Source organism: Leyella stercorea DSM 18206 (assembly GCF_000235885.1).
Taxonomy (GTDB): Bacteria; Bacteroidota; Bacteroidia; order Bacteroidales; family Bacteroidaceae; genus Prevotella; species Prevotella stercorea.
Map to the genome: position 1 here is coordinate 6501 of NZ_JH379396.1, position 13156 is coordinate 19656.

Annotated in this window: 12 protein-coding genes; 5 read left to right on the top strand and 7 right to left on the bottom strand. The window is 48.9% G+C overall.

The window, feature by feature from the left end:
- Positions 1 to 53: 53 nt before the first annotated feature.
- The 5 genes from HMPREF0673_RS03855 to HMPREF0673_RS03875 form a co-directional block, all read right to left on the bottom strand.
- Positions 54 to 1004, bottom strand: a complete 951-nt coding sequence (locus HMPREF0673_RS03855; protein WP_007898312.1) for a DNA/RNA non-specific endonuclease — start codon at positions 1002 to 1004, stop codon at positions 54 to 56.
- A 254-nt stretch (positions 1005 to 1258) separates the two neighbouring features.
- Positions 1259 to 1510, bottom strand: coding sequence for a type B 50S ribosomal protein L31 (locus HMPREF0673_RS03860; RefSeq protein ID WP_007898314.1), 252 nt, complete (start codon positions 1508 to 1510; stop codon positions 1259 to 1261).
- 165 nt (positions 1511 to 1675) lie between these two features.
- Positions 1676 to 3328, bottom strand: a complete 1653-nt coding sequence (locus HMPREF0673_RS03865) for a choice-of-anchor J domain-containing protein (RefSeq protein WP_007898315.1) — start codon at positions 3326 to 3328, stop codon at positions 1676 to 1678.
- Between the two features lie 51 nt (positions 3329 to 3379).
- On the bottom strand, positions 3380 to 4321 hold the full coding sequence (locus HMPREF0673_RS03870) for a DUF5689 domain-containing protein (protein WP_007898316.1): 942 nt from the start codon (positions 4319 to 4321) through the stop codon (positions 3380 to 3382).
- A 14-nt stretch (positions 4322 to 4335) separates the two neighbouring features.
- On the bottom strand, positions 4336 to 6927 hold the full coding sequence (locus HMPREF0673_RS03875) for a TonB-dependent receptor (RefSeq protein WP_007898317.1): 2592 nt from the start codon (positions 6925 to 6927) through the stop codon (positions 4336 to 4338).
- Positions 6928 to 7243: 316 nt separating this feature from the next.
- Here HMPREF0673_RS03875 and HMPREF0673_RS03880 point away from each other — a divergent pair, with 316 nt between their 5' ends.
- Genes HMPREF0673_RS03880 through HMPREF0673_RS03900 form a run of 5 tightly spaced genes read left to right on the top strand, consistent with a single transcriptional unit; the run spans position 7244 to position 10166 of the window.
- Positions 7244 to 8290, top strand: a complete 1047-nt coding sequence (locus HMPREF0673_RS03880) for an endonuclease/exonuclease/phosphatase family protein (protein ID WP_007898318.1) — start codon at positions 7244 to 7246, stop codon at positions 8288 to 8290.
- Positions 8290 to 8871, top strand: a complete 582-nt coding sequence (locus tag HMPREF0673_RS03885) for a uracil-DNA glycosylase family protein (RefSeq protein ID WP_007898319.1) — start codon at positions 8290 to 8292, stop codon at positions 8869 to 8871. Before HMPREF0673_RS03880 ends, HMPREF0673_RS03885 begins: the two co-directional genes overlap by 1 nt.
- A 4-nt stretch (positions 8872 to 8875) precedes the next feature.
- Complete coding sequence (gene udk, locus HMPREF0673_RS03890; protein ID WP_007898320.1) at positions 8876 to 9502, top strand: uridine kinase; 627 nt, start codon at positions 8876 to 8878, stop codon at positions 9500 to 9502.
- 45 nt (positions 9503 to 9547) lie between these two features.
- Positions 9548 to 9889: a type II toxin-antitoxin system RelE/ParE family toxin gene (locus tag HMPREF0673_RS03895; protein ID WP_007898322.1), complete on the top strand. Its 342-nt coding sequence runs from the start codon at positions 9548 to 9550 to the stop codon at positions 9887 to 9889.
- Positions 9861 to 10166, top strand: coding sequence for a helix-turn-helix domain-containing protein (locus HMPREF0673_RS03900; RefSeq protein WP_007898324.1), 306 nt, complete (start codon positions 9861 to 9863; stop codon positions 10164 to 10166). The genes HMPREF0673_RS03895 and HMPREF0673_RS03900 overlap by 29 nt, the downstream gene beginning before the upstream one ends.
- A 131-nt stretch (positions 10167 to 10297) precedes the next feature.
- On the opposite strand, the gene HMPREF0673_RS03905 is transcribed toward HMPREF0673_RS03900, so the two are convergent.
- Complete coding sequence (locus tag HMPREF0673_RS03905; protein WP_007898333.1) at positions 10298 to 12061, bottom strand: DNA polymerase III subunit gamma/tau; 1764 nt, start codon at positions 12059 to 12061, stop codon at positions 10298 to 10300.
- 9 nt (positions 12062 to 12070) lie between these two features.
- The gene (locus tag HMPREF0673_RS03910; RefSeq protein ID WP_007898336.1) at positions 12071 to 12997 is read right to left on the bottom strand and encodes an Rpn family recombination-promoting nuclease/putative transposase; all 927 of its coding nucleotides are present in this window, start codon (positions 12995 to 12997) and stop codon (positions 12071 to 12073) included.
- Between the last annotated feature and the right edge of the window lie 159 nt (positions 12998 to 13156).

Here is a 13156-nt window from a genome sequence, read left to right on the forward strand (position 1 = left end):
GGTATGGCAAGGATGCCATACCCTCCTACAATACATCTGTGGGAAGAGAAAGATTATAAGCCTGACCAGACACTCGGGTTGAACGTTTTCTCGACCTGCGCCTCCACATCGTCGGGGAGGTTACAGAAGAAGTCGATGCCTGTGCGCGCCTCAAGCTCCTTGATAGAGATAGCGTGTGAACGTAACGTCTCGTTCGTGCGCCACGCATTTTTCTGTTCGCTCCAGAACGCCATGCCTGCATATCCGAACGAGCTCTTGCGCAGGATAGCCATGTAGAAGTACTTCGGCACGATGAGCTTGCCCCCGATGCGCGTTATGATGTTAGTCTCACTGTCGATTGTGCCACCCTTGCAGACGAAGATTGTATCCGTTGCAGAGAGCTTGTCTGCCCACTTGCGCAGCTGGTTCTCCATACGCACCCACAAGCCATTGTTACCGCTGTCGTCGAAACCATTAAACTTATGATACTGCGGTTGCATGTTCGTCATTACGAACGTCTGAGAGTTCATCTCCTTTGAAGCGGTGCGGTCGCCGCTCGGACAGATGTGGCCACGGTCGTAGCCAGGGAAGTAAGTGTACTCGCCCCAATACTCGTTGCTATTGAGGTTGGTTTGGTCGAAGAAGAAGTTCGACTCACGCGAATACTTGCCCGAGTAGCCTTTGTGCATCTGATAGCACGTCCAGCGCTGCGAACGCTTGTCGCAGTCCCACTCCACCGAGAAGTTAACACCGTCTTTATCGTAAGATGTAGATGTCATACGATAGACAATAACCTTCTGCTTGCCCGTCTTCTTCAGAGCCGGGAACTCTGTGCGTCGAATAGCTTTGTTGTAGCCGTTGGCAGCCGACGGTATGTTGGCGTTCTTGTTCTTCTTGTCTACCTGACCACTCTGATTGCCATCGCCCTCATCGTCATCGCCTCCACAAGCGGTGAAGGTGAGCGCAGAGAGCATCATCACTACAACAGTTGCATAGCGCAGCGCGTATTTAAAACATTGTTTCATCCGTTATTTTCCTTTAAAGTCCCTTTTACTCTTTTACTTTTTTACTTTTAAAAAATATGTTTTGTGGGCTGCGTGGTATGGGCAAGATGCCCATACCTCCTACTTTTTACTCTTTTACTTTTTTACTCTTTTACTTTTAAATAAAAAAGAGAGTATGTTCCATACGTATATGCAACTACGGATGGAACACACTCTCAATATTCTATTTCAAAAATAGAGCGTGTCTATTTGAAGTATATATCTCGTTCTTTTCCTTACTTGCGAACCTTTGCGTAGCGGTTCATGAACTTGTCTACGCGACCTGCAGTATCGACAAGCTTGCTCTTACCAGTATAGAACGGGTGAGATGTGCTTGAGATTTCGACTTTTACCACTGGGTAAGTTTCGCCTTCAAACTCTACTGTCTCTGTAGCCTTGCATGTAGACTTTGTAAGGAACATATCGCCGTTGGACATATCCTTGAATACGACGGGGCGATAGTTTTCTGGATGAATTCCCTTCTTCATTTTGTTTAAATTGTTATAGTGTTAAATAAATAATTCGCTTTCAAATGCTTAGCGGATGCAAAGTTACGACTTTTTTACGAGACCGACAAATTTTTGAAAACAAAAATTCCAAGCCACCTCATCGTTTGAAATGGCTTGGAATAGGAATATATCAGCTAATGATATTTACTTCTTATAAAGGAAAGGCAATATAGCCTTAATCTCTTCGTATGCGCCAAAGCTTGTAAACTCTGTATCGTACTGTATGGTCTTACCCATTTCTTTGTTCTTGATACTAACAGTCTTATCGCTGTTGACAGTAATAGTCCAAATATGACCACTTGCAGGAAGTTCTGCAGAACGGCTAAAGCTATTATACGCTCCGTTCATAAAGTAGTAACCAGTAGCATCCTGAATAGTGTATCCACCATCAACTTTCTTGATAGTAAAGGCATTAGCGTCAGAAACCTTTACAGTTCCGTTGCTCTCTGTTACGCTTACAGGGTTCTTGAGGTAACCGTAATTGTATGTAGCAGCCAACGGAGAGGCAGCGAGGTAACCTGCATCTGTCTTTGCAACCAATACGTATGTACCATCAGTAATTTGATTAACAAGCGTATAGGTAGAAGTGGTTGATGTTTCTGGTTGATCAGGTTCTGTAGAACCACCGTCAACAACTCCACCATCAGCAGTAGTGAGAGAGAAATCGTCAACAAGGAGGTCCTTGCCAGGATTCTTTATAACAGCAATAACAAGAGCTACTGTTGTCTTTTCTGCGAGTGTGAACTCATGGCTGATTGCAGTCCACTCTGTATTTGTCAACTTGTCGTACTTCTTAGCATAGATATAATCGTTGCCTCCGCTAATCTTACCATCAACAACCTTAACATAGCCATAGTCTACAACCGCACCATCAGCAGTAGCAGCCTTTGTATAGAACGACATCTTGTATGTACCTGGCTTCAAAGTGAGTTCCTTGTATGCAAGACGCTGGTTCTTTGCACCACCTGCAACACATACAGAATACTGGCCGCTATGAGCATCTGTACTCTGTGAAAGTTTGGCATTGCTTGCAGAAGAAGCCGACTTCCAATTGTTAGGAAGGCTATTTGTCCATGCCTCGAAATCGCCATTTGAAACGAGATTTGATCCAGTAGGTGTGTCAGGAGTATCGGGAGTGTCAGGCTTGTCTGGACTAACCATTGGTGTGCCGTCGCCCTTAATTGTGAAGTTGTCAACCTCCCAACCACCAGAGTTTTCGTCTGTACTTGTGTACTTGAAACCAATGTAAACCTTATTGCCACAATATTCTGTAAGGTCGATATCACCAGACTCTACAAACGTCCAGCTTGTACCTGCCGGATAATTTGGAACAACGAGTTGTTTCCAAGTAGCTGCGCTAACATCGCCTGTGTAGTCGGTAGAAGCCCAAACTGTCATCATGTCCTTCATTGTGCTAACATCGCTAAGCTTGTTGATAGCGTGCGAGAACGCAAGAACAGCCTTCTTGCTATCAGCGAGGTTAATAGCTGGAGAAACAGCCCAAGACTCTGATGCATGGCTTGCATTGTTTAAGAATGCAGAAGCATTAAGATAGCCATTATTATTGTAAGAAGCCACCTTCCAAACTCTTGTCAAACCGCCTGTGAGGTTTACATCTTTAAATTCAAATGCGGTTGTATTGTCATCAAATGCCTCTGAATACAATGTCGGAACTTCAGTTGTTGAACCGCCGTTACCACCGCCTGGAATTTCATAAGCAGCAGGAACGTCCTCGCAGCTTGTGAATGTGAATGCTGTCATTGTTGCGACGAGCATTGAGAAAAATATCTTTTTCATATTCTTTTGTTTGTTTGCTTGTTATATAATATATAATAATGTAAGATAGCCTTACTTCTCTTCTGCCGGCTGATTCTTCTCTGGCTCGAGCACTTCGATGTCGGAGAGTGTGCGCAGCACGAGCTGCACTGTTGTGCCGTAAGACGATGTTGCGCTGGTCTTGTAAACGGTGAGGATACCGGTTACGTTGAGCTTGCCCTTCGGCAGCTTCTCGGCAGCGAACTTAGCGTAGCAGCTTGTACGGATGCCGATCTGCTTCTTCTGACCAGTGTAACCCTTGAAGTAGCGTGTCACGCCGTGGCCTGTAGTGGCACCTTCTGCCTCAGGAGCGAATGTGACGGTGCCGTCGGCTGTGTCGAACTCCACACCCTTCAGTGTCACAATCTGTCCAGAGTACTTCTGTGCAACGGTCTCATCGTTGAGTGTGCTGATTTCAGAAGTATCGAACACGTGAGGTACCACGAGCGAAGCGTCGGGCTTGCCGAGAATCTTGAAGCGTGTCTGCCATTCTGCACGGCTGATGCGGCTCGGGTAAGTCTGGTTCTTCTTGAAGTCGGTGTACGGGATGCCCAGCTGTGGTTGTGTGCGATATACGCCATAGTAGAGTCCGCCAAGGTCAACGAGAATCTCCTGACCGATCTGCATCTGACCGTTGATGCCGCCCTGAGCAACACTGATGATGATACCACCTGTAGCATCCTCGATCATAACCTGGCTATAGATATTGCCAGAGATGTCGTTGCCTGTGACGCGACCCTTGATCTGCACACCGTCGGCGATGCGCACTGTGTCGTTCACTACATCCTTCAGTTGTGCACCGTACTTTGCCTTAAGATCAGCAATAGAAACGACATTGGTCTCCTGAAGCTGGTTGTTGCCGAACGGTGCCACCTCGCCAGTAGGGTCGGTCCAGTCCTCATCCATACATGATGTAGCAGAAAGACCTATAACAAGCGCGAAGAGCGCGAGTTTCAGATATTTTATACTTTTCATCTTCTTTCTGTGATTTAGAATTTATAAGTAATGTTCAGCATACCGTTTGTACCCAATGCGTAGAACTTGAACGGGTTCTTCTCGAATGAGTAGCCACGTACGTTCAGGCTCTGTGTGTAGCCGCTTCGGCTCTGCTCGTAACCGCCTGTAACGATGTTGCGGTTGTTGAGGATGTTCTGAACCATGAGGTTGATCGAGAGCGATCCGTGCTTGAGGTAGATGCTGCGACCGATTGAGCCGTCGAGCATGAAGCCACCGTGCCCCTTAGCCTGATCGAGTGCTCCTGAAACGATTTCGCCGGTCACGTCGTTGATAATCGGCTGACCGAATGCCTTCATCACATCGTTACGGTTCACCACGTTCTTGTGGAAACGGTAGTTAGGCGAGTACGACAGGTAGATGCGGTCGTAGTAGTTGCAGTTGAGGTCGATGAACCAACCCTTCTGATGATAGCTTACGCCGAGACTGAGAGCGGTGAGCGGTGTGCCGCTGTCGCGCATACCCTTGTTGTGGATATAGTCGTAGTTGTCACCTGTCTGGGCGGTGCCGTACAGTGTGGCATCTGTAGACTTCATGTAGCAGAGCTTAGAGTTGTTCGTAATCTTAGCCTCGCTGATTGTACCGATGAGCTTAATGTCGAGGAAGCTTGCGAGCTTGAATTTAGCGCCGAGCTCTGCACCGTAGTACGACTTGTTCATATCGGTCATAGACACATAGATGAACGAGTTGCTATCGTCGTTATAGAAGTTCTGCCAGTCGGATACGTTAGTCATGCGGCTGTAGTAGCCCTTCACATTGAGGTGCAGCCAAGAGTTCTCGTACATATAGCCGAGCTCTGTGCTGAAGATGCGCTCGTTCTTGAGTCCCTGAACGAAGTCGTTGTTAATCTCTGGCGACATGAACGCTGCACGTGCTTCTGGTGCGCGGTGCTCATAGCCTACGCCGAGCGAGAGTACGTTGCCACGACCGAGTGTGAGGTTAGAACCGAACTTGAAGCCACCATCAACGAATTCTGCTCGCTTGCTCTTGCCGAACGAGTTGTCGGCAGCCAAACCGTTACGCATCTTGCCGTCGCGCTGGAAAGAGGTGTAGCCGAGCTTAGCAGCAATAGTATAGTTAGCCCAACCGAAGTTCTCTGTGTACGAACTCCATACCTTGCCCTTGTTGATGAGCAGGTTATAGTCGTAGCAGAAGCGGTCGCCTTCCTTAACGACTGCGTTAGGATGGTTGAGGTCGTACTGTGCTTCGGGCGAAGTAGCTGTGTACTTATCTGATATAAGATATGTATTGATGTTATGGAACTGGGTAGCACCGAGCAAGTCCTCCATTGTCTGGTAGTGCATTGCCTTGTTGGTAGCTGCAAGTACGCCTACGTTTACCTTCTTGTCCTTGTCAATCTGGTGATTGAATGTAGAGGCAAACGAGAGCATCAGGTTGTCGTTGTGCTTAGCCTGGATGTAGTACATAGCGTCGCCGCCCTGTGCAGCTGCGTTCTTGTTTGAGTAGTAGAGGCGATCCCAGTTGATCTGACGATTAGCCTTTGATGCACGCCAATAGTTGTATGATGTCAACCAATCCTCGTAAGCCTGCTCTGTGCGATATGCAGAGTTTTCGCTATTCCACACGTCGTAGTAGCTTGACGGCATATTCTTCCAGTAGTTAGGATGCGGATTGTCGGAGTTGTTGTAGTTGAGCTTTGTGCTCTTGTACATAGAGTACTTGCCGAAGAACGATGTAGTGAGCTTCGAGTTCTCGTTGAAGTTCCAGTCCCATGTGAGGATTGCACTTGGAGCATAGTCGTTCACCACGCGTGAGTTGCGCTTCTTACCGTTCTGATAGCCCCAATAAGGGTTGTAGTAGCGGTTATTGGCGAGCCAGTACATCTCGTCTGTACCAGCACCCTGTGTAGAACGCTCGGTCGGGTTGCCCCATGTAGAGAGCGAGAGGCTGTGCTTACCCATCACCTTCTGCACGGCGAGGAAGTAAGAGAGCGAGTTGTAGAATGTGCCCTCTACGTAGCCGTTGCGTGCCCAACGATAGCTCACGCCACCTGTGAACGCCCAACCTTTCTCTGAGAGACCAGTGCTATAGGTGTACATGCCACGCAGAGTGTAGTTGCGGTTAGCACCACTGAGGGTCATACGATGACCTACAGGCATTGCCGACGGACGGAAGTTGTAGTTGTTGGAGCCACCCATGCCCGACATGGTGAAGTTGTTGCCTTCAAACGGAAGGGCGAACTCCTGGTTGCGGGTCATGTTGTTCAGACCGCCTACCTGAGAGTAACGGAACTGTCCGCTCTCCATGTCGTTCAGCTGCAAGCCATTGAGATAAACCTCATTGTACTTCTGATCGAAAGCACGATAGCGGAAACGTGCCGGTGAGAACAGATAGCCCACCTGGCTGGCATAGATGTCGGAGTTGGAGTTGACGATTGTCACATTCTGTGTCATGTCGTCGTCCTCACCGAGCTGTGCCTCAGTGAAAGTGAAGGCAGCCTCGCTTGCAGCTTCGCTATGATAACCGATGGAGTCGGTCTGTGTCTGAGCGAAAGCAGACGGAGCGCAGCACATTGCCAACACTGCTAATTTAAGCTTCTTTTGCATGTAATGTTTATAATTAAGTTTTAAATTTTCGTTTCTAAATCAACTACTACTTTTTTTATTTCATTCAATTAGGGTAGTTTAAGAAATAGATTGTAAAGTAACACATTTTTATTCAATTAATGAAACATTTCCATATTTAATTTTTATTAAGTATATGTTTCAATGCAGAACATGCCAACGGACTGGAAAACAATCGCGATTTCATGCAAAAAAAGCACGAAATAGGGCACAATGATAACAAATTACTGTAACTTTGTAGGCGTGTATCACGTACACGCAGTGTGTAACGAATAAAAACAAAAAACAAATAACTCAAATGAAAAAAAATCTCTTTATCCTCGCCTTACTCCTATGCATGACATTGGGAGCATCGGCTCAGAAGAAATTCAATCTCTATGCCGTAGGTTTCTACAACCAGGAAAACCTCTTCGACACTTGCCACGATGAGGGCAAGCGCGACTACGACTTCCTGCCTAACGGCGCATACAAATGGAACGGACTGAAATATAGCCACAAACTACGCAATATGTCGCAGGCATTAGCCGACCTTGGCACGGACAAGCTGCCAGGCATCGGCTGCGCCATTATCGGACTCTCGGAGGTGGAGAACTCGAAGGCACTCGACGACCTCATAGCACAGCCTGCTCTGAAGCAGCGCGGATATAAATATGTACATGTAGAGGGTCCAGACCGCCGTGGCATCGACTGCGCGCTGCTCTACAACCCTCGCTTCTTCACCGTGAAGGATGTGCGCCTCGTGCCATACGTTCCCGAGGAGAAGAAGGACTCTAACTACGTGACACGTGGCTACCTCACCGTTAGCGGCACGCTCGCCGGCGAACACGTGGCTGTAATCGTGTGCCACTGGCCGAGCCGTTTCGCCACATCCTACTACCGCGAGGTGGCTGGCAGACAGGTGCGCGTGGTGAAGGACTCACTGCTGAACGCCGACCCCAACTGCAAGGTGTTCGTGATGGGCGATATGAACGACGACCCTACAAACAAGTCGATGACCGAAGGACTCTCTTGCAAGCCGTCTATCGAGAAGACGGGCAAGGACGACATGTACAACCCGTGGTATAACATTCTCACAAAGCAGGGCAAGGGCACACTGTTCTACAACGGCTCGTGGAACCTCTTCGACCAGATCGTGATAACTCCGAACCTGCTCAACCCGAAGGGCTCGAAAGACTACTCTACTCTGAAGTACTTCCAGCATCAAATCCACATCCGCCCGTACCTCATACAGAGCGAGGGCAAGTACAAGGGCTCGCCGAAGCGTACCACCGCAGGCGGTGTATGGCTCGATGGCTATTCCGACCACTTGCCGGTAGTAGTGTATCTGGTGAAGGAGCAGAAGTAATGAATACCGAACGCCATCCCTTCACCCCGTTTCTCCCCGACGGCTGCCGGCTGCTCATGCTCGGCAGCTTTCCGCCGGGCGAACAGCGCTGGTCGATGCGGTTCTACTACCCCAACTTCACCAACGATATGTGGCGCATCTTCGGGCTATGCTTCTTCAATGACAAGCTGCACTTCGTCGACACCGAAGCAAAGACGTTCCGACTCGACCGCATCATACCGTTCCTCAACGAGCGTTGCATCGGCATGTACGACACGGCAACGGAGGTGCGCCGACTGAAGAACACAGCATCGGACAAGGACTTAGAGGTGGTTGAGCCTACTGACCTGAAGGCAATGGTGCGCTCCCTACCCTCGCTCACCGACATCGTGACCACCGGGCAGAAAGCCACCGACGTGCTCTGCGCGTGCTTCGACATAAAGGTGCAGCCGAAGGTTGGCGAGAACGTGCAGTTCGGCTTCGACGACAGAACACTGCGTCTATGGCGTATGCCGAGCAGCTCGCGCGCCTACCCCATGAAACCCGAACGCAAGGCAGAGTTCTACAGCCGTATGTTCAGCACATTATACGACCAAGCTTAAGAATATGACAAACAACAAGATAACAATAATTGGTATTGCCGGCGGCACAGGCTCCGGCAAGACCACTGTAGTGAAGAAGATTGTTGAGGCATTGCCGCCGCACCACGTGGCTGTTGTGCCACTCGACTCGTACTATAACGACACGTCGCACATGACCGAAGAGGAGCGCCGGGCTATCAACTTCGACCACCCCGATGCGTTCGACTGGAAGCTACTGATAAAGCAGATTAACGAGCTGCGCGAGGGCAAAGCTATCGAACAGCCTACGTACTCGTACCTGAAGTGCAACCGCGAGAAGGAGACGATACACGTGGAGCCGAAGCCGGTGATTATCGTGGAGGGCATTATGACACTACTCAACAAGCGCCTGCGCGACATGATGGATCTGCGCATCTTCGTCGACTGCGACCCCGACGAGCGACTCATACGCAACATACAACGCGACACTATCGACCGCGGACGCACCGTGTCTATGGTTGTCGACCGCTACCTGAAGGTGCTCAAACCTATGCACGAGCAGTTCATTGAGCCGACAAAGCGCTTCGCGCACGTCATCATACCAGAGGGTGGAGACAACCTAAAGGGTATCAACATGGTGTGCAAGTACATCGAAAGCATCGTTGAAAAATAGTCCGCAAAAGTTGTAGGATTTGACAACTTCTATTATCTTTGCATTATGGAACGGCGGTTATTTACATACGGCGGTTATTTCGAGGCATTTATGAGTACCTTGAAAGAAAAGGAGCAGGAAAAGATTCAGTATGGGCTTCTTCTGCTAAAGACACAGGACAGACTCTCCACGAAGTTTATAAAACTTATAAAGGATGGTCTGTACGAATTGCGTACAGAATATGGAGGAAACATCTTTCGTGTATTCTTCATTTTCGATGAAGGAAGAATCGTGGTATTGTTCAATGGATTCCAAAAGAAAAGCCCAAAAACACCACCCAAAGAAATAGAAAAAGCATTAAAGATAAAGGAGGCATATTATGCAGACAAACAATCATCAAATCGTTGATTACGATCTCGTTCTTGACAAGAAGTTCGGCAAGGAAGGCACTCCGGAGCGCATGAAGGCCTATGAGGATGCGCTTTCCTTCTATTCAGGACAAATACTGCTTGATGCACGCAAAGAAGCCAAAATTACACAAACAGAATTGGCAAAACGCATCAATTCTACCAAATCGTATATTTCAAAAGTAGAAAATGGAATTATCGTTCCAAGCGTTGGCGCATTCTACCAAATCATCAATGCTCTTGGAATGAGAGTCGAAGTTGTAAAACCAATATACTAAGCACAAATAAAAGTTAGGGCTGAATTCCTTATTTGGAATCCAGCCCTAACTTTTTACTTTTAAATGCCTTGCTTGTGGGTACGTGGTATGGGCAAGATGCCCATACCTCCTATCTTTTTACTTTTTTACTTTTAAACAAGTTCGAGCCCTAACGACTCGACGAACGCTCGCACTTCCTTCTGCTGCATCAGCTCGTCGTACACCTCTTTCTTTGTCTTTCGGCGGCTTATCTCTTCTGCCTCGGCAAGGCGCAGCGATATTGACACATTGCCGTTGTGCAGTGCCTTGGCGAGCGTGACGCGTATGCGACCTTTTATCTCGTTTACCTGGTCAAGCAATATCTGGTTGTCTACCAGCACCTCGATATCGGGGAAGGTGGTGATACGCGGTTGCATGTTCTTCATTCGGGAAGCAAGCCCCACCATCTTCTGCGGCATACGGTTGCACATCGAGAGCCATTGCAGATCGAGGAACTCCTGCGTGAACTGCTCGTTCTCATCCTTGTTTGTCTCTTCCGCCTCTTTCTTTGCCGCCACCGCATCCTTGCGCTGCAAGCTTTGGAAGGTCATGCCGAGCGACGAGAGCTTCAAGCGTGGTACGCCGGCAGACAACTTGTCGGAGACGGCTTCCGAACCCGATGCGGCGGTCTGCGAAGGAGAAGCCTCCGCTGAAACATGGCTCACCGAGGCATGGCTCACCGGAGCAGCCACCTGCTGAGCCACTTTCGTCCGGGTGAAATCAAGAAGTTTGAACAGGGTTTTCAGCTGCTTGGGGCTACGCCCCGCACTGTCGGCATCCTCCGGCTGCGTGATCTGTGCCACTTGGATGAGCGTGAGCTCTACGAGCAGACGTTTGTTGCTGCTCTGGCGGTAGCTTAGGTCGCACTGGTTCATCAGCTTCAGTGCCTTATAGAGGAACTGCGTGGGGCACGCCTTTGCCTGTGCGCTGTACTTCTCACGCTGTTTCTCGCTCACCTCAAGGAGCTTCAGCGTCTGCGCATCCTTAGCCATGAGCACGTTGCGCACGTGCGAAGCGAGTCCGTTGATAAGGTTGCCTCCGTCGAAGCCTTTCTCTATTATCGCGTTGAGGAGCACCATGCACTCGCTCACCTTGTTCGCTAACGCATAGTCGACGAACTTGAAGTAGTTGTCGGTGTCGAGTTCGTTCAGGTCCTCAATCACCTTTGCGTATGTTATGTTGCCCTGGCAGAAGCTTGCCGTCTGGTCGAAGATAGAAAGGGCATCGCGCATACCGCCATCAGCTTTCTCGGCGATGAGTGCCAATGCCTCTTCCTCGTAGGTGATGCCTTCCTTCTCTGCCACATACTTCAGGTGGTTGATGGTGTTCTCCACGCTCATGCGCTCGAAGTCGTAAATCTGACAACGCGAGAGGATGGTTGGCAAAATCTTATGCTTCTCGGTTGTGGCAAGAATGAACACCACGTGTGCAGGCGGTTCCTCCAGTGTTTTCAGGAAAGCGTTGAACGCTGCCTGCGAAAGCATGTGCACCTCGTCGATGATGAACACCTTGTACTTGCCCACTTGCGGTGGTATGCGTGTCTGCTCCATGAGCGACTTGATGTGCTCCACGGAGTTGTTGCTGGCAGCATCAAGCTCGAAGATATTGTACGAGCGTCCTTCAGCAAACGCTTTGCAGCTCTCGCACTCGCCACATGCCTCGCCCTCCGTAGTAGGGTTCATGCAGTTGATTGCCTTCGCGAAGATGCGCGCACACGTCGTCTTGCCTACTCCGCGCGGTCCGCAGAACAGGTAGGCGTGTGCCAGCTTGCCACTCTTCACGGCATTCTTCAACGTAGCGGTGAGAGCAGCCTGCCCCACCACCGAGTCGAATGTCATCGGGCGGTACTTACGCGCCGATACTATATATTCTCCCATATCGTGATTTTACTTTATACTTTCTACTTCTTCTACAGTCAGACCACTATATTTTGCAGCCTGCTCTACTGACAGACCATTGCTCAACATAGATTTAACAATATCCTTCTTTGCTTCTGCACGACCTTCTGCACGACCCTCAGCAAGTCCTTCAGCACGGCCCTGCGTAAGTCCCTCGGCACGACCCTCAGCAAGTCCTTCTTCGCGTGCATTGCCAAGCACATCATTCTGTATCATCACAGCGTTGAGGTGCTCATCATAAGCATAGCGCTCGGCATCGGTCATCGAGTAATACTGCAGTTTTTTGCGTGCCTCCTGCAATCCGGGAGCAGTGGTGTTTTCCTTTATAACTCCACTCTTCAAGTAAGCAACCCACTCCTCCAACGGAGTTACCGCTACCTTGTCAAACTCGTTGACACGCACAAGAATGTACTCGGGGAATATCTCTGCCGGACTCTTCTGCACTAAAGCACCTTTTTCCTTAGCGGTTATGACGAGTTGGTCGTTTGTATGCACACCGATGAACTTGTTCTGTCCTACATACAGGTAGTCGGCACCCTTACCGATATCGAAATAGAGGATGCTTATAGAATACACCTTCTTCACCTCCTTGTATGTATCACCGAGATGGATATGCTCGGTGATGGCTTTCGCTACGCCATACAGGATGCGTTCCAGATAATAAAGCTCGCTCGTGTTCTGCACCTCTACAAGTATTATCTCACCCTTCGAGTTGCGTGCTTTGATGTCCACACGGTTGAACTTATCGTCTGGCGTTTGCTGATTGCCCTCACTCTCGAGTATCTCCACAATCTTCACCTCCTCACCGATAAACACGGTAAGGAAACCTTCCAACACGTCGAAGTTGGCTTTCTGACGGAGCAAGCGCTTGATAGCCCAGTCGAAACGTATGTATCTATCTTTCAGTCCTCCCATAATACAATAAGTTTAATGCTACTTTACAAAGTTACAATTATTATTCTGAAAACACGGCATGAAGCAATTAATTTTTATTGTTGTCCTGTAAATAATACATCTCCCTTATATTGCTTCACGCCTTTCTCATATTGCCGCAGCAGAACAACAATATTGCCG